19 protein-coding genes are annotated in these 22,086 nt (G+C 59.3%); 13 read left to right on the top strand and 6 right to left on the bottom strand.

All coding sequences use genetic code 11. The annotated features are described in order from the left end of the window. Positions 1 to 130 precede the first annotated feature (130 nt). The 3 genes from yjgA to AKL27_RS13505 are packed head-to-tail and all read left to right on the top strand — an operon-like array spanning position 131 to position 2,030. The gene (yjgA, locus tag AKL27_RS13515; protein ID WP_050463358.1) at positions 131 to 736 is read left to right on the top strand and encodes a ribosome biogenesis factor YjgA; all 606 of its coding nucleotides are present in this window, start codon (positions 131 to 133) and stop codon (positions 734 to 736) included. Next, positions 714 to 1,331: a molybdopterin adenylyltransferase gene (mog, locus tag AKL27_RS13510; protein WP_050463357.1), complete on the top strand. Its 618-nt coding sequence runs from the start codon at positions 714 to 716 to the stop codon at positions 1,329 to 1,331. Before yjgA ends, mog begins: the two co-directional genes overlap by 23 nt. A gap of 30 nt (positions 1,332 to 1,361) precedes the next feature. Beyond that, the gene (locus AKL27_RS13505) at positions 1,362 to 2,030 is read left to right on the top strand and encodes an alpha/beta hydrolase (protein WP_050463356.1); all 669 of its coding nucleotides are present in this window, start codon (positions 1,362 to 1,364) and stop codon (positions 2,028 to 2,030) included. Positions 2,031 to 2,085: 55 nt separating this feature from the next. On the opposite strand, the gene AKL27_RS13500 is transcribed toward AKL27_RS13505, so the two are convergent. Next, positions 2,086 to 2,919 carry an HDOD domain-containing protein gene (locus tag AKL27_RS13500; RefSeq protein ID WP_050463355.1) on the bottom strand — a complete coding sequence of 278 codons (834 nt, stop codon included), beginning with the start codon at positions 2,917 to 2,919 and terminating at the stop codon, positions 2,086 to 2,088. A gap of 213 nt (positions 2,920 to 3,132) precedes the next feature. On the opposite strand from AKL27_RS13500, the gene AKL27_RS13495 reads away from it, so the two are divergent. Further along, positions 3,133 to 5,415, top strand: coding sequence for a DUF3141 domain-containing protein (locus tag AKL27_RS13495; protein ID WP_050463354.1), 2,283 nt, complete (start codon positions 3,133 to 3,135; stop codon positions 5,413 to 5,415). Positions 5,416 to 5,424: 9 nt separating this feature from the next. On the opposite strand, the gene AKL27_RS27180 is transcribed toward AKL27_RS13495, so the two are convergent. Continuing rightward, entirely contained in the window at positions 5,425 to 5,745 is a 321-nt protein-coding gene (locus tag AKL27_RS27180) for a zinc ribbon domain-containing protein (RefSeq protein WP_083439033.1), read from the bottom strand. 101 nt (positions 5,746 to 5,846) lie between these two features. Next, complete coding sequence (locus tag AKL27_RS13485) at positions 5,847 to 6,770, bottom strand: LysR family transcriptional regulator (RefSeq protein WP_050463352.1); 924 nt, start codon at positions 6,768 to 6,770, stop codon at positions 5,847 to 5,849. Between the two features lie 104 nt (positions 6,771 to 6,874). Here AKL27_RS13485 and AKL27_RS13480 point away from each other — a divergent pair, with 104 nt between their 5' ends. The 4 genes from AKL27_RS13480 to AKL27_RS13465 all read left to right on the top strand — a co-directional run bounded on the left by AKL27_RS13480 (position 6,875) and on the right by AKL27_RS13465 (position 10,557). Next, on the top strand, positions 6,875 to 7,087 hold the full coding sequence (locus AKL27_RS13480) for a DUF1427 family protein (RefSeq protein ID WP_050463351.1): 213 nt from the start codon (positions 6,875 to 6,877) through the stop codon (positions 7,085 to 7,087). Between the two features lie 21 nt (positions 7,088 to 7,108). After that, complete coding sequence (locus tag AKL27_RS13475; RefSeq protein ID WP_050463350.1) at positions 7,109 to 8,887, top strand: amidohydrolase; 1,779 nt, start codon at positions 7,109 to 7,111, stop codon at positions 8,885 to 8,887. Positions 8,888 to 8,935: 48 nt separating this feature from the next. Next, on the top strand, positions 8,936 to 9,628 hold the full coding sequence (locus AKL27_RS13470) for a YoaK family protein (protein ID WP_050463349.1): 693 nt from the start codon (positions 8,936 to 8,938) through the stop codon (positions 9,626 to 9,628). A 323-nt stretch (positions 9,629 to 9,951) separates the two neighbouring features. Further along, positions 9,952 to 10,557, top strand: coding sequence for a BPSL1445 family SYLF domain-containing lipoprotein (locus AKL27_RS13465; RefSeq protein ID WP_050463348.1), 606 nt, complete (start codon positions 9,952 to 9,954; stop codon positions 10,555 to 10,557). 77 nt (positions 10,558 to 10,634) lie between these two features. Here AKL27_RS13465 and AKL27_RS13460 read toward each other — a convergent pair whose 3' ends face one another. After that, positions 10,635 to 11,237 carry an alpha/beta fold hydrolase gene (locus AKL27_RS13460; RefSeq protein ID WP_050463392.1) on the bottom strand — a complete coding sequence of 201 codons (603 nt, stop codon included), beginning with the start codon at positions 11,235 to 11,237 and terminating at the stop codon, positions 10,635 to 10,637. A 160-nt stretch (positions 11,238 to 11,397) separates the two neighbouring features. On the opposite strand from AKL27_RS13460, the gene AKL27_RS13455 reads away from it, so the two are divergent. The 5 genes from AKL27_RS13455 (at position 11,398) to parC (ending at position 18,338) form a co-directional block, all read left to right on the top strand. After that, positions 11,398 to 12,231, top strand: a complete 834-nt coding sequence (locus tag AKL27_RS13455) for a pirin family protein (RefSeq protein WP_083439032.1) — start codon at positions 11,398 to 11,400, stop codon at positions 12,229 to 12,231. 15 nt (positions 12,232 to 12,246) lie between these two features. Then, a complete protein-coding gene (locus AKL27_RS13450; protein ID WP_050463346.1) occupies positions 12,247 to 13,014 on the top strand; it encodes an SDR family NAD(P)-dependent oxidoreductase in 768 nt (255 codons plus the stop codon). A gap of 240 nt (positions 13,015 to 13,254) precedes the next feature. Continuing rightward, the gene (locus AKL27_RS13445; RefSeq protein WP_050463345.1) at positions 13,255 to 15,255 is read left to right on the top strand and encodes a DNA topoisomerase IV subunit B; all 2,001 of its coding nucleotides are present in this window, start codon (positions 13,255 to 13,257) and stop codon (positions 15,253 to 15,255) included. Continuing rightward, a complete protein-coding gene (locus tag AKL27_RS13440) occupies positions 15,255 to 16,010 on the top strand; it encodes a lytic transglycosylase domain-containing protein (protein WP_050463344.1) in 756 nt (251 codons plus the stop codon). Before AKL27_RS13445 ends, AKL27_RS13440 begins: the two co-directional genes overlap by 1 nt. A gap of 21 nt (positions 16,011 to 16,031) precedes the next feature. Next, the gene (gene parC / locus AKL27_RS13435; RefSeq protein ID WP_050463343.1) at positions 16,032 to 18,338 is read left to right on the top strand and encodes a DNA topoisomerase IV subunit A; all 2,307 of its coding nucleotides are present in this window, start codon (positions 16,032 to 16,034) and stop codon (positions 18,336 to 18,338) included. A 151-nt stretch (positions 18,339 to 18,489) separates the two neighbouring features. Here the strand turns inward: parC and AKL27_RS28645 are convergent, their stop codons facing one another. Next, the gene (locus tag AKL27_RS28645; RefSeq protein WP_083439031.1) at positions 18,490 to 20,490 is read right to left on the bottom strand and encodes a methyl-accepting chemotaxis protein; all 2,001 of its coding nucleotides are present in this window, start codon (positions 20,488 to 20,490) and stop codon (positions 18,490 to 18,492) included. 411 nt (positions 20,491 to 20,901) lie between these two features. Then, on the bottom strand, positions 20,902 to 22,083 hold the full coding sequence (locus AKL27_RS13425; protein WP_050463341.1) for an MFS transporter: 1,182 nt from the start codon (positions 22,081 to 22,083) through the stop codon (positions 20,902 to 20,904). Positions 22,084 to 22,086: the final 3 nt, after the last annotated feature.

Here is a 22,086-nt window from a genome sequence, read left to right as displayed (position 1 = left end):
GTTTACCGTTACATTTACCGCCACACATACCGTGGCAATCCAGTTTCAACACAACCGCTCCAGACAGCGGTGTTTACTACAGCAGCTTATACAGCCGCTCAATACAGCAGCCCTAACCGCCCCTACTATCATGCCAAATCCCAATCGCGGCTCATGTGGATTTCAATCCAACGAATTTGAACAAGAATACGACCGTCCGTCGAAGTCGCAGCTCAAGCGCGAAATGACTTCGCTGCAAAAGCTCGGCGCCGAACTGGTGGCCGAACCGCGTGACCGCGTCAAGCGCGTGCCGATGCCGGAAGACGTGCGCGACGCCATTCTCGAATGCCAGCAAATCAAGGACCACGAAGGTCGTCGCCGCCAACTGCAATATGTCGGCAAGAAAATGCGCACGCTCGACGAAGACGAACTCGCGGCGATCCAGAAAACCCTGGACAGCTGGCGCGGTCTGTCGAAATCCGACACCGCCTCGATGCATGCACTGGAACGCCGCCGCGAAAAATTGTTGAAAGACGACGCTGCGCTGACTGCCTTGCTGGGCCAGCATCCGACCCTCGACGTGCAGCATCTGCGCACGCTGATTCGCAATGCCCGCAAGGAACAGGCAGAAAACAAACCTCCCAAGGCATATCGCGAAATTTTCCAGATCCTCAAGCAATTGCAGGGCGAATCGCGCGCTGCAGCAGCCGAAGATAAAGAACACGACGACGAAGATGACGAGCAACACGAAGACTGATACCGAGATGCTGCGCATTGGCCTGGTCTCGATTTCCGACCGCGCCACCGCCGGCGTGTATGAAGATCAGGGCATTCCGGCGTTGCAGGCCTGGTTTGGCGCCGCACTGAGCAGCCCGTGGCAGATGGAAACGCGCTTGATTCCCGATGACCGCGCGCAGATCGAGCAAACCCTGATCGAATTGTGCGATCAGGCCGCTTGCGATCTGATCCTGACGACCGGCGGCACCGGTCCGGCACGCCGCGATGTCACGCCGGAAGCCACGCTGGCCGTCGCCAGCAAGGAAATGCCGGGCTTCGGCGAGCAAATGCGCCAGATCAGCCTGAAATTCGTGCCGACCGCGATTCTGTCGCGGCAAGTCGCCGTGATCCGTGAAACCGCAAATCATGCGGCACTGATCATGAACCTGCCGGGTCAACCCAAAGCCATCAAGGAAACCCTCGAAGGCTTGAAGGATGCCGACGGCAAACAACTGGTGGCCGGCATCTTTGCTGCCGTGCCCTACTGCATCGATCTGATCGGCGGCCCGTACATCGAGACCAACGATGGCGTCTGCAAGGCGTTTCGTCCCAAATCGGCCATCCGCACCAAATAAATTTTTTCGCTTTTTCTTTTCCCTACGCCCATGACCAAGCTGCTCGACACCATCCAAATCGAATCCGCCCCCAATCCGACCGCCGCCGTGATCTGGCTGCATGGCCTCGGCGCCGACGGCTCTGATTTCGTCCCCATCGTGCGGGAACTGGACTTGAGCGGCTGCCCCGCCATCCGTTTCGTTTTCCCGACGGCGCCGACGATGCCGGTGACCATCAATGGCGGCTATGTCATGCGCGCCTGGTACGACATTCTGGAACAGGATCTGGTGCGACGCGAAGATGAAGCCGGCCTGCGGGCATCGCAATTGCAAATCGACGCATTGATCGAAGCCGAAAAGGCGCGCGGCATCAGCGCCGACCGTATCGTGCTGGCAGGTTTTTCCCAGGGTTGCGCAATGACACTGCAAACCGGTTTGCGTTATCCGGAAAAACTGGCGGGCCTGATGTGCCTGTCGGGCTACCTGCCATTGCGCGAAACTGTACCGGCCGAACGCAGTGCCGCCAATCAGCAGACGCCGATTTTCATGGCGCATGGCCGCATGGACCCGGTAGTGGTGATCGAACGTGCAGAAAAGTCGCGCGACATCCTGCGCGATCTCGGCTATCAGATCGAATGGACCGAATATCCGATGCAACACTCGGTCTGCGCCGAAGAAGTGGATGCCATCGGCAAGTGGCTCACGCAGGTACTGGCATAAATTGCCGGTGTAAATGATTCGCCGCTGATCCGGCCCTGCGCCGGATCAGCCTGCTTCACTCCAGCATTTCCGCCAGACCTGCCGTCAGTTCCGGCAACGCCGGCATCCGCTCGGCCCAATCCCCTTCAATTTCCAGACGCTGCGCCACCGCCAGCGGATAACCGGCGGCGATCTCATCGGCGCTCATTTCCAGTACTTCCGACCGCGCCCGCCACGCCGCCAGATGCACCAGCGCTGCCGCCGCAGAAAAGTCTCCGGCGGCCAACGGCGCCGGGATGCGCCGCAAGGCACTGACCAGCGGCGCCGGAAAATTCCATAATTGCGCCAGCTCCGCCGATACGTCGGCGTAATGGAAACCGAACTCGCGCGTTTCCAGCGCGGCACGCTCTGCCGCCAGCACATGCACCTGCGGCTTGATCGCCGGCATCGCGTAAGGCATGACCACGTGTATCTGCAATTGCCCGATGCCATGCATCATGCCCAGCGTGAATACGGTATCGCCCGACACCCCTGCCTGGCCGGCCTCATTCGCCAGCCAGCGCGCAGTACAAGCGGTGTACAGGTTGTAGCGCCAGAATTGCGGCAAATCGATACCGGGCACTTTGGGAAATGCTTTCGCCATGCCGTTGCCGAGCACCAGATTGCGCACCATCACGAAACCCAGCATGCGCAAGGCATCATCCACCGTGCCGACCGTGCGCGAGACATGAAAGTAGGCCGAGTTCGCCAGGCGCAACAACTTGGCGCTGAGGGCCGGATCGGCTGCGATCTGCTGGGCAATGTCGGTGGCCGAAATATTGTCGTTGCCAAAACTCTCCATTAGCTTTTGCACAACTTTCGGAATCACCGGCAATTTTCCCGGCTGATCGATCAGACTTTCCAGCTTCATGGCAGCATCCTTTGGTTGGCGAACAGGAACAGTGATATTGATTGTCGCAGAGAAGCCACGATTTTTTTCACGAATACATCGTAAGATATCCCGTAACAGATAAAAAGAATGCAGCCGGCGCAGCGAACTTATAAAAATTCAGCGCCGGCAACACAATGATGGTCCCCCCGCGGACTCAGCCGGATAGAGCAGCGCCTTGCAAGGAGTGCAGTCATGGCAACACGTAAAACAACAACGCCGAAATCCGGCCCGCCCCCGAATGCCGGCAAGCCACAGCCAGGCAACGATGTCAATGCTTACCTGGCCGATGCGCTGCAACGCACCTTCCTGTTTCTCGATACCCTGCTCGATCGCGGCAACAACTACATCGATCACTTGGACCAGGGCACGCCGCCACTGCTGAAGTTCGACCATGAGGTCGTACTGGACGGGCACGACTTGCCCCAACCCTGCAACTACGCGTTGCTGCGTCTGACACCACCGGCCGATATGCCGGTCAAACCCGCAGCGCGACCGGTGGTGGTGATCGATCCGCGCGCCGGCCACGGCCCCGGCATCGGCGGCTTCAAGTTCGACTCTGAAGTGGGCATGGCGATGCGCGCCGGTCATACCGTGTACTTTGTCACCTTCCGTCCGGAGCCGGAGGAAAATCAGACACTGGTGACGGTGATGCAAGCCGAAGCGCGCTTCATGCAGGAAGTGATTGCGCGTCATCCGCAATGCCAGGCGAAACCGGTGGTGATCGGCAATTGCCAGGCCGGCTGGGCGATGATGGCGCTCAACGCCTTGCATCCCGACTTGTTCGGACCGCTGATGATCGTCGGCGCGCCAGTGTCTTACTGGGCCGGCAGCTCCACGCTCAATCCCATGCGTTATGCCGGTGCCTCGCTCGGCGGCTCATGGCTGGCCTCGTTCACCGGCGATCTTGGCGCCGACCGTTTCGACGGCGTGCATCTGGTGGAAAATTTCGAAAAACTCAATCCTGCCAACACCTGGTGGAACAAGTATTACAACCTGTGGTCCGGCATCGATACCGAAGCTGAGCGCTTTCTCGAATTCGAACGCTGGTGGGGTGGCTACTTCCGTATGACCGGCAGCGAAATCGAATCGATTGTGGAAAATCTGTTCGTCGGCAACCGGCTGGCGCGCGGCACCATGATGGCAGGTGAGCGCGCCATCGACTTGCGCAACATCACAGCGCCGATCGTGGTGTTTGCTTCATGGGGCGACAACATCACCCCGCCGCCTCAGGCACTCAACTGGATCATCGATACCTGGGGCGATGAACGCGCCATCGCTGCCGCCGGTCGCACCATCATTTATGTGCTGCATGAAAGCGTCGGCCATCTCGGCATTTTTGTCGGCGGCGCGATTGCGCTCAAGGAGCATGACCAACTGGTGACCTCACTCGATGTGATCGAAAGCCTGCCGCCCGGTCTGTATGAAATGAAACTGGAAGCCAAGGCCGGCAAGGAAGGCCAACGCTGGGAACAACTCGAACCGGGTGATTACACGGTGCATTATCAATACCGCACCATGAACGACATTCGCGCACTCAATCCGGAAGGGCGCGAAGAAGAAACAATTTTTTCCACCATCAGCAAGGTCTCGGAATTCAACGCCAACATGTATAAAACATGGATGCGGCCGTGGGTGAAAATGATGGCGCAACGACCGCTGGCCGATGCCATGGGCAAGTTCAATCCGCTGCGCATGCAGCGCCAGTTGTTTTCCGACACCTTCCCGCTGGCGCCCTTCATTCGCCAGCAGGCACAACAGGCGCGCGCCAACCGCGTGCAACTGGCCGCTGATCATCCGTTGCGACAACTGGAACAAAAAATGGCGGCGCAGATCACCGACAACCTGAATGACTATCGCGACCGTCGTGATGCCAAGACCGTGCGCACCACCCGCCAGGTCTTCGGCCCGCAAGGCCTGGGCGCCTGGTTCGCACCGGATACCCCCGATGCCGATATCGCCCATGCCCGCGCGCTGCGCGAGTTGGACAACTTCCGCGCACAGGCACTGGACCAGATCGCCGCCGGCGGCTTTGCCGAGGCGGTATGCCGCATCGTGCTGGCCGGCATGATTTCCATCGGTGCATTTGAACGACGCAGCCTGCGGCTGGCACGATTGCTGGCGCAACTGCCCAATATGCACGCCAGCGTCAAAGCCGATACCAACTGGGTGCAATTATTGAAAGAACAAGGGCGCATTACTGCGGTGGCGCCGGTCGAAGCCTTGAATGCGTTGCAGCAGATGCTGCCCGATCAGGCCAGCCGCGAACGGGCGCTGGCAGTGTCGGCCGCAGTCATGATGATCGAACCGACACTGGCCAATCCGCGTTCCGAAATCATTGAGTTTCTGATGGCGACACTGGACGTCGATCCGCAACGCGTGATCAAGCTGGCGCGCACGCTGACCGATGCGCTGGAAAGCTCGCCGGCAACCACGCCGGCTGCCAAACGCAAGAGCACCAAAAAGTCAGCCGCGTGAAACACCGGTTCAACGCGCCTTGCCGCACTGGCTGCAAAACCTGACGCCATTTACCAGCGCGCTGCCACAACCAGCACAGGCGGATGGTGTCAGCGCCGCACCGCATTGCGCGCAAAAACGGGAACCGGCCTCGCTGCCGGCACCGCATGCAGTACAAGCAATCAATGTTACCGCCGGCGCCGTTACCGGTGCGCGCCCCCACTGATTATCAGATGGCAGCGCCCGATCATTGCGGTAATGCTTGCCATGGCTGCCGCCGTGACTGCCCCCATATCCGCTGCCGTGACCGCCGCCATGACGACCGCCCAACAAGCGTTCAACTATTCCCATCGCGTGCTCCCGTTTGCGTGATTGACTGAGCACATTATGGGAAGCAACCGCGCACACGGGGATGACGCCGGCATGACAAATCTGCAATGTTGAAGATGACTTCAGGAGCGCGACGCCGCGGCTGGCGTCGCCGCCTGCGGCGCCAGGGCCTCCATCAGAAAATCGGCAAACGCACGCACCCGGCGCGGCATATGGGCATGACCGGGGAAGCAGGCATACAGTGCGATTTCATCGCACCAGAAATCGCGCAGGCATTCGATCAGCAAGCCGCTGTCGAGATCGGCTTGCACATCCCACAAGGCTTTCAGCCCCAGGCCCTTGTCAGCCAGAATCCAGTCATGCAGCGCTTCGCCGCTGGTACTCGACAGGCTGCCGCGGACCTGCACCGTGCGCCGCTTGCCATGCTCCATGAACGGCCACTGATTGAACAGACGGCGGCCACGCACCAGCCGGATACAGTCATGCAGCAATAAATCATCCGGCGTTTGCGGCATGCCGTGCTGTTCCAGATAAGCCGGCGTTGCGCACACCACGCGACGACTGCTCAGGATTTTGCGCACCACCGCCGTAGCGCCGCCCGGCATGCCGTTGCGCAAGACCAGATCAAGTTCGTCGTCAACCGGATCGAGGCCGATATCCGACAACACCAGTATCACCTCCAGCTTCGGGCAGCGGTCACGGAATTGCGCCAGCAATGGCGCAATCACCCGCCGCCCCAGTTCCGACGGCGCACCGACCCGCAACAAACCGCCCACCATGTCGCCTTGCGCCGAGGCCTCGGCTTCAGCCTCCTCCACATCACGCACGATGTGCAAGGCGCGCGCGTGCAACAACACGCCTTCTTCGGTCAGTGCAAAGCGCCGCGCGTGGCGCTCCACCAGGCGCACCCCGAGTCGGGCTTCCATCGCTGCCAGACGGCGACTGACGGCGGGCAACGAACTATCCAGATGAACTGCCGCTTTCGACAAGCTGCCGGCCGCCACCAATTGGGTCAACAGCTTGAGGTCACTGATTTGGTCTGCCATGGCTTCATGATTCCTAAAAACGGAATCTTATCTTATAACCATGGCCATTGCAGCTCGTTATGAATGGGACTATCTTCCATTAAACACAAGTTTAGGGAGTCAAGATGAACTACATTCTGTCACTGGCGGTGGGTCTCGGCGTCGGCCTGCTGTACGGGTTGCTGCCAATCCGCTCGCCCGCACCGCCGATCATCGCACTGCTCGGCCTCTTGGGCATGGTGGCCGGCGAACATGCGGTATCGATGGTGCGCGATCATCTGCATCCGCAGCAGCCGGCCACCGTCATCAGCGCCACACCGCCATCCGATCATCATTGACCTCGCAAGGAATTGCCCATCATGCATCCCGACCTGATTCTGACCAATGGCCGCTTTACCACGCTCGATCCGACCCACCCTGATCCGCAGGCAGTTGCCATCAGCGGCGGCCGCTTCAGCGCAGTGGGCGACGAGAAAGACATCATGCCGACCCGCGGCACACAAACCCGGGTCATCGATTTGCGCGGCCGCCGCGTGATTCCCGGTTTGATCGACAGCCATATTCACGTCATCCGCGGCGGCCTCAACTACAACATGGAATTGCGCTGGGATGGCGTACCCTCGCTGGCCGATGCCATGGACATGTTGCGCCGGCAGGCGCAGGTCACGCCATCGCCGCAATGGGTGCGCGTGGTGGGCGGCTTTACCGAACATCAATTCGCAGAAAAGCGCTTGCCGACCATCGATGAACTGAATGCGGCGGCACCGGACACGCCCAACCCGCCCGGCGGTGAAATCGTGCGCGATGGTGCCGGTGATCCGACCGGCCTGCTGCTGGCGCGACCCAATGCCACCGTGCTGTATGCCACCCTGGCCAAAGGTCCCAAACTGCCGCCCGAACAACAACTCAGTTCCACCCGCCACTTCATGCGCGAATTGAACGGTCTCGGCATTACCAGTGTGGTGGACGCCGGCGGTGGTTTTCAAAACTATCCCGACGATTACGAAATCATTGAAAAGCTGCATGCCGATGGCGACCTGACGCTGCGCATCGCCTATAACCTGTTCACCCAGAAACCCGGTGGTGAAGCCGATGATTTCGCGCGCTGGATCGCCACCGTGAAACCCCGTCAGGGCGACGATTCCTATCGACTCAACGGTGCCGGTGAAATGCTGGTGTACTCGGCCGCCGACTTTGAAGATTTTCGCGAACCACGCCCGGAGTTGCCGGCCAACATGGAAGCCGATCTGGAACGGGTGATTCGCTTGCTGGCCGAACATCGCTGGCCATGGCGTCTGCATGCCACCTACGATGAAACCATCACGCGCGCGCTGAATGTATTTGAAAAGGTGAACCGCGATATTCCGTTCGACGGCCTGCATTGGTTCTTCGATCATGCCGAAACCATCAGCCAGAAAAACATCGAGCGCATTGCCGCGCTCGGTGGCGGTATTGCAGTTCAGCATCGCATGGCATTTCAGGGTGAATACTTCATTGACCGCTACGGCCAGTCGCAGGCAGAGGCCACGCCGCCGATTGCGCGCATGCTGGCGGCGGGCGTAGCGGTCGGCGCCGGCACCGACGCCACCCGGGTTGCCAGCTACAACCCATGGGTATCGCTGGCCTGGCTGGTAACGGGTAAAACCGTCGGCGGCACCCTGCTTTATCCACCCGCCAATCGGCTGAGCCGCGAACAGGCATTGCGCTTATGGACCGAAGCCAACACCTGGTTTTCCAATGAACAGGGCAAGAAGGGGCGGATCGTGGTCGGTGAGCTGGCCGATCTGGCGGTATTGAGCGACGATTACTTCAAGGTGGCCGAAAGCGATATCCCGCATCTGGCCTCGGTATTGACATTGCTGGGCGGGAAGATTGTGCACGGCAACGGCGATTTTTCCGATCTGGCGCCACCGCTGCCGCCGGTATTGCCGGCGTGGTCGCCGGTAAAACGCTTTGGCGGTTATCAGGAGCGCAGCCAGGGTCAGACCAATGCCGCGCGCATGGCGGCGCAATGTGCATGCAGCAAGGCCTGCGCGGTGCACGGACACCAGCATGGCGCCACCGTCGGCCGCACCATTCCGACCAGCGATGCCCAGGGCTTTTGGGGGGCATTCGGTTGCGGCTGCTGGGCGGTGTAAAGTAACCCCATCCATCATTTCACTCACCTGTGCAAAGGAACCGGACACATGAGTATCAGCGCTACGACTGCCAGTCGCAAATTGCCGGCGATGCCGACACTCAAAGCCTTTATCGCCGGCTTTGTCGATACGGTCGGCTTCGTCGCCTTGTTCGGCTTGTTCACTGCGCATGTCACCGGCAACTTTGTATTGATCGGTGCTTCGGTCGCCAATGGCCGGCCAGGGGTGATCGGCAAATTGCTGGCGCTGCCGACCTTCATCATCGGTGTCGCCCTCACCCGCTTGCTGATTCTGGCGCTGCTGCGCAAGCAACGCGATGCCGCCGTGCCGCTGATGGCAGTGGAGCTGATCGCCTTGTTGCTGTTCATGGCGGCCGGCGTGTATTACGCGCCGTTTGCGGATGCCAACAGCTGGATCGCCATTGGCGTCGGCATGCTCGGCGTGCTCACCATGTCGGTACAAAATGCCGGTTCCAGAACCACCTTCCTGCATCTGGGGCCGACGACGGTGATGACCGGCAACGTGACCCAGATCGTGATTGATCTGGTGGATCTGATGACCGGCGTCGCCGCACCGGAAACCAGAGAGCGCATCGGTAAAACATGGCCGCCGGTAGCCGGCTTTGCGATTGGCGCTGTCGGCGGCGGCCTGTGCTACTGGCTGGCCGGGTTCTGGTCGCTGCTGGTACCGGCGGTCGCATTGGGCTTTCTGTTGCTGCGTCTGTGCGCGGCCGGACGCTGAGCAACGCCAATCAGCGCTGGCGCTGCTGCGCCGATGGCAAATGTGTTGCGCGCAGGTCTTGCCATTTATCAATGACATGCCGTTTCGGCAACCCCGCCCGGCCGGCCGGCCTGATACGGCAGCCACAGCGGGGCGCAGAGCAAAAGCACCCCGTGGCAATATATTTACCGGGAGAAACCCAAAATAGTTCCGCAAAAACAAAAAAAATGTAACTTAGACAAGCTCGACAAAGCTGCTACTATTTTTGAGGCATATCTATATCTTGATATGTGCAATCAGTCACATTGCTCAATCACGAAGTCAAATCCAGTATGGAGATACGTATGCAAAACAATTCCTCAAAAAAATCATCCTTCCTCAATACGCGCAGCATTGCCGCTATCGGACTGGCAATTGCCAGTGTTGCCTTTGCCGGCTGCACGACGACCATGCCGGATAAGGATGCCAGCGCAGGCACTACCCGCAACACCATCAATGCCGGCGTCGATTCGACGCTGTCCAAGCTGTATCAGACCGCGCCTGCTTCACGCGAGCTGGTGGCGCGCGCCAAGGGTGTCCTGGTATTCCCGAACGTGCTTGAAGCCGGCTTTGTGGTCGGCGGCGAATACGGCAAGGGCGCATTGCGCGTCAACAATCGTACCGAGGGCTACTACAGCACCACGGCCGGTTCTGTCGGATTCCAGGCCGGTGCCCAGTCGAAGGCGATCGTGGTGCTGTTCATGACGCAGGATTCGCTCGATAAATTCCGCAACAGCAATGGCTGGACGGTCGGCGCCGATGCCACGGTCGCGCTCGCCAATGTCGGCGCCAATGGCAACATCGATACCAACACGGTGCAACAACCGATTGTCGGTTTCGTCATGACCAATGGCGGCATCATGGCCGGTGTGTCGCTGCAAGGTGCGAAAATCTCGAAAATCAATCCATGATTTCCGCGTAAGCAACATACGGTAATGTGATCAATGCGGCGCCTGCGGGTGCCGCATTTTTTTGTGATGACGGCGTATCATGGCGCCAGAAATTTCCGGATCAGCGGCGCCAGCAAATCCGCCCGTTCCCGTCCCAGATCGTGACCGGCATGGGCAATCACTTGCAGTGTCGCGTGCGGCAAACAGCCGGCCAGTTTTTCCCCGACCGCCACCGGACTGATCGGGTCGGCATCGGCCCACAACAGCAATACCGGCATCTGCAATTCGTGCAACCGCGCCGACAAATCTTCCTTGCAATCGATGAACCAGCGCGGATACGCCGGATTTTCTGCGGCAAAGGCCTCACGCCAATCCTGCGCACCAAGCCCCTCAATATCAATCCCGCCGGAAGTGGCCGTCAGCACCAGATGACTGATGGCATGCGGATTTTCCAAGGCCACCTTGAGCGCGATGATGCCGCCCATCGATTGCGCCACCAGCACGCTCGGCGCCACCACATCGGCCAACACCTGTTGCACCAGATCGTCGAGACCGGTCACGGCCGGATCCGGAGGGTTGGCACCAAAGCCGGGCCAGCCGTAACACACCGATTGTTTGCCGGCAGCCAGCAATTGCTGCAATGGCTGCCAAAACGCGGCCGCGCCTGAAGCGCCCGGAAGAAAGAGAAGTCTGCTTGTCATCTGTCTATTCAATAATATTGTCATCATTCGCACCGGCAACAGCAAAAGTCTACACGGTGCGAGACGGTTCAGCATCTGTTCGCCGGCAGGCGTATGATCATCGGTAGCCGGCATCCGCACATCAGATGCCACGAACCATTTGCCATACCGGAGATGCACCATGGACCGCACAATCACCTCCATGTTACCTGCCCAGCGCGTCATCGACGATGGCGACATGCTGTTGTGGCGCGCCCTGCCGCTGCCGCAGCACAATCATCTGGGACCATTTGTGTTCATCGACCACTACCGCCATCAGAGTCAGCGCGGCATCGGCGACAAACCCCATCCGCATGCCGGCATTGAAGTCTTGAGCTATCTGCTGGAAGGGCATGTCGAACATCGCGACAGCATGGGCATCACCGATCGTCTCGGTCCCGGCGATGCCCAATGCATACGCGCCGGTCGCGGCGTGATTCATGCCGAGCAACCGCAAGGCGGACGCCATGGCTTGCAATTGTGGACCACGCTGCCACCGGCCCAGAAACTGGCCAAGCCAACCTACACTTCGTGGCGCGCCGCCGCGATTCCCTCATTCACGCGTGATGGCGCCGAAGTCACGGTACTGGCCGGACAGGTCAATGACACCAGCGGTCCGATGCAACTGGCCTCACCTACCGTGCTGGCACGCATCCAGATCAATCCGGGCCACAGCACCACCTTGCAGATCGATGCCAACGCCGAGCTCGGCCTGTATGTCATGAACGGCCGCGTCGATGCCGGCGGCACCGTGCTCGATCCCGGCAAGCTGGCGCTGCTCAGTCACGGCGACAAACTGCATATCGGCGCCACCGGCAGCCGCCGTGCCGACCTCATCTTGCTGGGCGGAACGCCGGTGCCCGGGCCGATCTTGTTTTCCGGTCCCTTCGTGATGGATACGCCGGAACGGCTGGCGCAGGCACGCCGCGATTTCACCGAAGGTAAAATGGGCACGCTGGACGGCGTCCCGTTCTGACCAACCTGAATTTTCATGCCTCTCAATCAAGCCGCACCCCAAGCATTCACCCAGCGTGTCGCATTAATTACCGGCTCCACCTCCGGCATCGGCGCCGCCATCGCGCGCCGTCTTGCGGCGGATGGCTTTGCCGTCATCCTGCATTCGCGCAGCTCGGCCGATGTGGGCAACAGCATGGCCGCCGAATTGCCGCTGGCAGCGTATATCCAGGCCGATCTGGCGCAAGAAAGCGAGCGCGTCAGACTGATTGAGCAGGCAGTGGCAATCTGGGGCCGGCTCGACGTACTGGTCAACAATGCCGGCATCAGCCGCATCATCGCCCATGACGATCTGGCAGCAGCGACCTCGGCCGTATGGCAGGAACTCAATGAAGTCAATGTGGTGGCACCGTTTCATCTGGTGGCGCAAGCCGAACCGCATTTGCGGGCCGCAGCCGCACACGGCCGCAGCGCTTGCGTGGTCAATATCAGTTCGCATGCCGGCGTGCGTCCCAAAGGGGCATCGATTCCGTATGCGGCCGGCAAGGCCGCGCTCAATCACATGACCAAGTTGCTGGCGCTGTCACTGGCACCGGCGATCCGGGTCAATGCTGTCGCTCCGGGTCTGGTCGACACCCCGCTCACCGCGACCTGGACCAAGGCGCAGGCGCTGTGGCAGGAACGGGCACCGATGCAACGGGCGGCACAACCCGAGGACATTGCGCACATTGTGGCAATGCTGGTGGACTCGCATTATCTGACCGGCGAAATCCTGCTCGCCGATGGCGGCCTCAATCTCACCTGACACCGGCTTTGCCGCTGGCCGCATGCGCGCCCGGACCGGGTCTGGATTACAATCTTGCGCACCAGCCGTAGCATTCAGGCAACTTTTCGCCTGCGTGCCCTGCTCCGGACCGCCGCCAGACCGGAACAACGGGTAAATCCGATGTTTAACTGAGCGGCATTAGTCCACAGCGCCGGGTTTTTCATTAGAATGCAAACTCTTTGGCTGGAAACGGCCGTATCTGGATATCAAACTTCTTGCATGGCAACGAAAAAAACCACTCCGTCCGACTATAGTGAATCATCAATCCGCGTCCTGAAGGGGCTGGAACCGGTCAAACAGCGTCCGGGCATGTACACCCGCACCGAAAATCCGCTGCATATCATTCAGGAAGTGATCGACAATGCCTCCGATGAGGCACTGGGCGGTCATGCCAGAAATATCGTAGTCACCATCAATGCCGACAGCAGTATCAGCGTCGAAGACGATGGCCGCGGTATTCCGGTCGGTCTGCATCCGGAAGAAAAAGTGCCCACCGTCGAAATCGTCTTTACCCGCCTGCATGCCGGCGGCAAGTTCGACAAGGGCTCCGGTGGCGCCTATGCCTTCTCCGGCGGCTTGCACGGCGTTGGCGTCTCGGTCACCAACGCGCTGGCTTCACGGCTCGAAATCACGGTCTGGCGCAAGGATGAACAGGGCCGCGGGGTCCATCAACTGGCATTTGCCGATGGCGATCTGGTAGAAAAACTGACCTCCCGCGCCGCCGCTGCCGGCGACAAGAAATCCGGTACCCGCGTTTCCGTGTGGCCGAACCCGAAATACTTCGACTCGCCGCTGATTTCGTCGCAAGAACTGCAACGTCTGCTGCGTTCCAAGGCAGTGCTGCTGCCAGGTGTCAAAGTCACGCTGGTGAATCAGAAAACCGGCGACAGCCAAAGCTGGCAATACGATCAGGGCCTGCGCGGCTACCTGCTGGAATCGCTGGCGCAATCGACCAATGCCGAACCGCTGATTCCGCTGTTTGAAGGTGAACAGTTCGCCGGTCCCGATGCCGAAGGTTTTGCCGAAGGTGAAGGCGCGGCCTGGGTGGTAGCATGGACCGAAGAAGGCAATGTGGTGCGTGAATCGTATGTCAATCTGATCCCGACGTCTGCCGGCGGTACCCACGAATCCGGTTTGCGCGAAGGCTTGTTTGGCGCGGTCAAGAGTTTCGTCGAATTGCATTCGCTGCTGCCCAAGGGCGTCAAGCTGTTGTCGGAAGACGTGTTTGCGCGGGTCTCTTTCGTGTTGTCGGCCAAGGTGCTCGATCCGCAATTCCAGGGCCAGATCAAGGAGCGTCTGAACTCGCGCGATGCAGTGCGACTGGTGTCGACCTTCTCGCGTCCGGCACTCGAACTGTGGCTCAACCAGCACGTCGAATACGGCAAGAAGCTGGCTGATCTGGTGATCAAGCAAGCGCAAAGCCGCCTGCGTTCGGCGCAAAAGGTAGAAAAGAAAAAATCGTCCGGCGTCGCCGTGCTGCCGGGCAAGCTGACCGATTGCGAGTCGAGCGATCTGACCCGCAACGAACTGTTTCTGGTCGAGGGCGACTCCGCCGGCGGCTCCGCCAAGATGGGACGCGACAAGGAATTTCAGGCGATTCTGCCATTGCGTGGCAAGGTGCTCAATTCGTGGGAAACCGAACGCGACCGTCTGTTTGCCAATAATGAAATTCACGACATGGCCGTCGCCATCGGCGTCGATCCGCACGGCCACAACGATAGCCCGGACATGACCGGTTTGCGTTACGGCAAGATCTGCATCCTGTCCGATGCCGACGTTGACGGTTCGCACATTCAGGTCTTGTTGCTGACGCTGTTCTTCAAGCATTTCCCGAAACTGATCGAGAACGGTCACATCTGCGTGGCACGGCCACCGCTGTATCGCGTCGATGCACCGGCGCGCGGCAAGAAGCCGGTACAGAAACTGTACGCCCTCGATGACGGCGAACTGACGGCAATCGAAGACAAGTTGCGCAAGGATGGCCTCAAGGAAGGTGCCTGGGGCATTTCCCGCTTCAAAGGTCTGGGTGAAATGAATGCCGAACAATTGTGGGAAACCACCATGAATCCGGATACCCGCCGCCTGTTGCCGGTGCGCCTCGGCGAACTGGATCAGGACGCCTCCACTGCGCGTTTCACGATGCTCATGGGCAAAGGCGAAGCTGCGGCCCGCCGCGCCTGGATCGAAGAGCACGGCAACGAGGCCGAAGCGGATATCTGATGCATACCGGGATCAAACTGCTGGCAGCTGCTTTCTGTTTCGCCGCAGTTTCCGCGCACGCCGACATTTACGGCTACATCGACGCCGATGGCGTGGCGCACGTCGCCACCGAACAGGTCGATGCACGCTATCAATTGTTCATGCGCGGCAATGCCAGTGTTGATCCCGACCAATTGTCGTCAGCGTTGCCGGCCATGAAACCGGCAACACCCGATTCGCCGCTGATGAAGCTGATGCTGGGTCATCCGAATCTGAAAAAATATGAAGCGCTGCTGAATCAGAGTGCGCAGGAATTCTCGCTCGACCCGGCATTGCTGAAAGCCATCATGGCCGCCGAATCCGGTTTCAACCCGGCGGCAGTGTCGCCCAAAGGCGCCATCGGTCTGATGCAGATCATGCCGGATACCGCCGCCCGTTACGGCGTGCAATCCGACCGCCGCAAGACGGTGCAACAAAAGCTGACCGACCCGCGCATCAACATCCGGCTGGCGGCACGCTATCTGCATGACTTGCAGTTGCTGTTTCCCAAGCGGCTGGAGCTGGCGATTGCGTCTTACAATGCCGGCGAAGGCGCCGTGCAAAAGTACAACAACCAGATTCCGCCGTATCCGGAAACCCGCAATTACGTCCAGCTGGTGGCGCAGTTTTACCAGATGTACCAACCCGTGGCTGCGGTCACCGGCGACAGCTCGCGCCGTCTTCAGGTGATACTGCCGGGACGCCGCAATCTGCCGCCACCGATTTCCATTCAATAATTGAATCACACCTAGCTCCTCATGACTGAACAAGCCAATCTGTTTGAACAAGCGCCAGCCGACGGCGAATCACTGACCCTGTCGACCTTTGCCGAGCGCGCTTATCTGGATTACGCGATTTCCGTAGTCAAGGGTCGCGCCCTGCCGGATGTCACCGATGGCCAGAAACCGGTCCAGCGCCGCATCCTGTACGCGATGAATGAACTCGGCCTGAACGCCACTGCCAAGCCGCGCAAATCGGCGGCGGTGGTCGGCGATGTGCTGGGCAAGCTGCATCCGCATGGCGACCAGTCGGTGTATGACGCGCTGGTGCGCATGGCGCAGGATTTTTCGCTGCGCTACCCGCTGATCGACGGTCAGGGCAACTTTGGTTCACGCGATGGCGACGGCGCCGCTGCCATGCGATACACCGAAGCTCGTCTGACGCCGATCAGCAAATTGCTGATGGAAGAAATCGACATGGGCACGGTCGACTTTCAGCCGAATTACGATGGTTCGACCGAAGAACCCAAAACGCTGCCAGCGCGCCTGCCGTTCGTCTTGCTCAACGGCGCTTCCGGCATTGCCGTCGGTCTGGCCACAGAAATTCCGTCGCACAATCTGCGCGAAGTGGCCAAGGCTGCGGTCGCGCTGATCCGCAATCCGAAACTGACGCATGAAGATTTGATGGCCTTCATCCCCGGTCCGGACTTCCCGGGCGGCGGACAGATCATCACGCCGACCGCCACCATTGCTGAAATTTACCGCGTTGGCCGCGGCAGCCTCAAGGTGCGCGCCAACTGGAAAATCGAAGATATGGCGCGTGGCCAGTGGCAAGCGGTGGTAACCGAATTGCCGCCGGGTGTCTCGACCCAGAAAGTGCTGGAAGAAATTGAAGAGCTGACCAATCCCAAGGTGAAGCTTGGTAAAAAGTCGCTGACACCGGAACAACTGGCGCAAAAGCAAGGCATCCTGGCGCTGCTCGATGCGGTGCGCGACGAATCCGGCCGCGATGCGCCGGTGCGCCTGGTATTCGAACCGAAATCGAAGAACCAGGACCAGAACGAGTTCATGCAGACACTGCTGGTGCAGACGTCGCTGGAAACCAGCGCCTCCATCAATCTGGTGATGATCGGCGGCGATGGCCGGCCACGCCAGAAGGGTCTGGGCGACATCTTGCGCGAATGGATCGATTTCCGTTTCGAAACCATCACGCGCCGGACCCGCTTCCGTCTGCAAAAAGTGGATGACCGGATTCATATCCTGGAAGGCCGCGAGGCGGTCTTGCTCAATATCGACAAGGTGATCAAGATCATTCGTGAATCGGATGAACCGAAGCCGGCGCTGATCAATGCCTTCAAACTGTCCGACCGCCAGGCCGAAGACATTCTCGAAATCCGTCTGCGTCAACTGGCGCGACTGGAAGCCATCAAGATCACGCAAGAACTCACGGCGCTGCGCGGTGAACGTTCCACCCTGCAAGATTTGCTGGATAACCCGAGCTCGATGAAGCGCCTGCTGATCAAGGAAATCGAAGGCGACGAAAAGCAGTTCGGCGACGACCGCCGCACCGTGATCGAAGAAGCAGAAAAAGCCGTCATCGAATTCAAGATCGTCGATGAAGCGGTCACCGTCATCATTTCGCAAAAGGGCTGGGTACGCGCACGGACCGGTCATGGTCACGATACCGGCCAGTTCACATTCAAGGCCGGCGATGCGTTGTACGGCGCATTCGAATGCCGCACCGTCGACAACCTGCTGGCGTTCGGCTCCAACGGCCGCATCTACAGTGTCAGCGTCAGCGCCCTGCCGAATGCGCGCGGCGATGGTTTGCCGATCACCTCGCTGGTGGAATTGAGCAGCGGCAGCAGCCTGTTGCATTACTACGCCGGCGCTGCCGATACCGCCATGTTGCTGGCATCCGATGCCGGCTATGGCTTCAGCGCCAAAATCGGCGACATGCTGAGCCGGGTCAAGGGCGGCAAGGCCTTTGTCACGCTCGATGAAGGCGATCTGCCGCTGACACCGCGACCATTGCCGGCCAACGCCAGCGCCGTGGCCTGCCTGTCGGAAAAAGGCCGCTTGCTGGTATTCGGTCTGGATGAGTTGAAGACGCTGGCATCCGGCGGTCGCGGTGTGATCCTGATGGAACTGGAAAAGGGTGAAAAACTGCTGGCAGCGCAAGCCATCACGCAAAAGGGCGTACTGGTGTCCGGTATCGGACGCGGCGGCAAGGCACAGGAAGTCAGTCTGTCAGCCGTGGCACTCGGACCGCATATCGGCAAGCGCGCCCGCAAAGGCAAGGCACTGGAATCGAAGCTGAAGGCGAACACACTGGCGGCCTTGTAATCTCGCCAGACGCGGAAGCACGGATGTAAACGCAGATGGGGATGTCGCGAACGACATCCCCTTTTTTATTATCCGCTAACATCTGACGACGCTCTCGGGTACTTCCCCCGCCACTACTACCCCCTGCCCTGCAACTACCCTAAATACAATCTCAACTCACCAAACGCTGCACCACAGCCGGCAACGCTTCCACCGGATTGTGCGCAGGAGTACGAAATACCGACACCGCCTGCATCAAGCCACGCGCCTGCTCTTCCAGTGCCTTGGCCGATGCTGCGGCCTGTTCTACCAGCGCCGCATTGCGCTGGGTCATCTCATCCATTTCCGACACTGACTGATTGATCTGGCCGATGCCATTGTTCTGTTCTTCCGATGCTTGCGCAATTTCACCGACAATCACGGTCACCCGCTGAATCGATGCCATCACATCATGCATCGTGGTACCGGCGCGGGTCACCAGTTCCACGCCGTCGCCGACGCGCGACATGGAGTTTTCAATCAGGGTCTTGATTTCCTTCGATGCTGCGGCGCTGCGTTGGGCCAGGCTGCGTACCTCGCTGGCCACCACCGCAAACCCGCGCCCTTGTTCACCGGCACGCGCCGCTTCCACTGCGGCGTTGAGCGCGAGGATATTGGTCTGAAACGCAATGCCCTCGATGACTGAAATGATGTCGAACATTTTTTTGGATTCGGCGCTGATGCTGTCCATGGTTTGCACCACATCACCCACCACGGTATTGCCGCGCACTGCCGTTTCCGACGCTTCGTCTGCCAGCTTGGTTGCATGTCTGGCATTTTCCATGTTCTGCCGGACAGTTCCGGTCAGCCGTTCCAGATTGGCGGCCGTTTGCTGCAACGACAATGCCTGATCTTCCGTGCGCTGCGACAGATCGGCATTGCCCTGCGCAATTTCGGAGGATGCTTCGGCCACGAAATTGCTGCCAGAGCGAATGCCGCCGACAATGCTCGCCAATTGTTGCTGCATGTTTTGCATGCCATGCATCATGCTGCTGCGATCGTTGCGCCGCAAGGTAATCGGTTCGGTCAGGTTACCCTCGGCAACCTGCCGCGTGAGGTGCGCCATTTGCTCCGGTTCCCCGCCTATCGGCTTGAGCACCAACTGATTGAGCACGATACTGAGCACCAGCGATACCAGCAACACGCTGAGCAATCCCAGCACCGCCGCAATCAGGCGCAAGCGATTGACCTCGGCCAATATCTTGTTTTCCGGAATGGTCACGCTGAACGACCATGGCGTCGTTGTAGACCCCACCTTGAGCGGCACATAAATACGTAGTGCACTGGTTTGCAAGCGTTTGCTGAACACGGTTTCCTGCAATTCCTTGCCTTCGCGTATCGCCGCCAGCGCATCTTCTTGCAGCCCGCGCGCCTTGCCGGTTTTGCCAACAATCGCAGCATCGGCATCGGCAACGTATACGCCGCGGTTGGAAAACAAGGCTGCATAGCCATCGTCGTACGGATGAGTTTTGCTGACCTGCTGCTGGAAACTGTCGGTGGCAATATCGACGCCAACCACGCCGACAAATTTTCCTTCCAGCGTGATCGGCACCACCAGACTGGTGAGCATCGTGTCCTTGCCGCCCACCTTGTACGATTGCGGCTCCATGATGGTTTCCTTGCCACTGCGCTTGGGCAGCAGGTAATAATCGCCGACACCATCAGTCTCATATTTACCGAGCGGCTGTACCTGAATCTTGCCGGCGCCACGGTTCCAGTAAGGAATATAGCGTCCGGTGTCATCGTGGCCCGGCTTGCCGGTAAAGTCGGCATCCTTGCCATCGAATGCGTTGGGTTCCCAGCCGGTCCAGATGCCAAGAAAAGCGGGACTGCCGGCCATCACTCCTTTGAGTATTTCATCGGCGGCGTTGCGATTGGCGATGCCGGCAACCTTCATGCCGGTGAGCGCCTGCGCCACTGTACGCGCCGCATCCAATGCCTGATTCATCTCTTCCGCGACCTGAATGGCCTCATGCTTGGCCAGTTGCTCCGCGTATTGTTGTGCGATGTCGTGCTGCGACGTACTGGCACGATAGGTGAGTACCGATATCGTGACGGCAAATCCGATCAAGACCACACCGATCACCATGAGCAGTACGCGCGTGCGCAGACTCATTCTTGCATTAGCAGACATGACCCCTCTCTTTCAATGCTTGCGCGCAGCATTGGTCGATGACAAGCCGCCGACCTGAAGTCAGTTCACTTGTTTTTGCAATAGCAGAAACAGGTGCGGATGGTCAAAGCCATTACTTGCGACACTCGTTGAAACGCCCCGGAGAAATTACTTGTGCCAACTTTTACGTATACTTTTTTGCTGGCGACGAAACGAGTATATGTTCATTTTTTTAAATATGACAATTCAAAAAATGCATTTGTTTTTTTGCCAGATCACATCCCGGTCACCAGCGGTCGTTTGAAATCATTCTGAAATCCGCGCCTGTCGCCGGAAAAAATACGGATGAAAAAAAATTTTCATCCGTGGCCAACAGGCAACATGCACGCGGCTCTGCACGTTGCCGTACATCAACATGATTACTTGTTCAGGCTATGCCGGCGGCAGGTGCTGCTTGCTGGCAGTGCGTCCCGACAACATCAATACCAGCGCCGCAATGCAGGTCAGCGAGCCCGCCAGAAAAGCGGCCTGATAGCCATAGAACCCAATCACGATCCCGACCAGCGGACCGGTGAGGCCGCTGGCAACATCGATGAACGCCAGGAAGCTGCCGACCGCCACGCCACGGCTGTGCGCCGGTACGCGCGCCATCGCCTGCACGCCCATGGAAGGGAATACCAGCGAAAAACCGATGCCACTGAGCAATGTTCCGCAAAATGCCCATAGCGGGTCATGGGCCTGCCACAACATCAATTGCCCGAGCAGTTCGATCACCACCGATACCGCGCCGACCTTGGTGCCGCCAAGACGATCAGGCAGATGCGCAAAGAACAGGCGAATCACGATATAGCCGGCAGAAAAACCAAGGATCGCCACCCCGGCGCCACTCCAGCCATGACTCGCATATAGCAACACCAGGAAACTGGTGATGATGGCGAATGGCATGGCACTGAACGCCAGCGCCAGACCGAAACGCCAGATCAGGCGCAATACCGCAAAGAACGGCAATGATTCATGATGCTGCGCGTGCAATGCCAGCGGCGCCATCGGTACGGCGATGGCCAGCGCCAGCAACGGCAGCAGGATGGTGACCAGCGCGATTGCCTGAAAACCGAAGTGCTGCTGAATCGCGATCCCGAGCGGCCCGCCCAGACCGAGCGCCGCAAACATGGCGATGCCCTGCCATGCCATCACCTTGCCGGTGCGTGGTGCGCCGACCCGGCCAATGCCCCAGGTCATGGCGCCGGTCAAAAACAGGCTTTCCGCCGGCCCCATCAGCAAGCGACCGGCAATCAACACTGCCAGACTCAGGCCCAGATGGGAAATCATGGTGGAGATCAGATACAGCACACCGGCCAGCGAGGCCAATGGCAAACCCAGCAACATGGCGCGCTTGGGTCCGCGACGATCACAATACGAACCGGCAAATTTGCGCGTGAGGATAGTCGCGAATGACTGGATGCCGACGATCCAGCCCACGGTCAAGGCACTCAAGCCGAGGCCGTCATGCACATGCAATGGAATCGCCGGCAGCGGAATGCCAATTGCCAGAAAGGCGCTGAAGACGATCAGCACCAGCGGCAGCAATAATGAAGATGCGGATTTATCAGTCATGGC

The organism is Herbaspirillum autotrophicum (genome assembly GCF_001189915.1).
In the GTDB taxonomy this organism is placed as follows: domain Bacteria; phylum Pseudomonadota; class Gammaproteobacteria; order Burkholderiales; family Burkholderiaceae_D; genus Herbaspirillum; species Herbaspirillum autotrophicum.
Note: the sequence above shows the minus strand (reverse complement) of the source record. Positions and strands in the feature narration are given on the sequence as shown.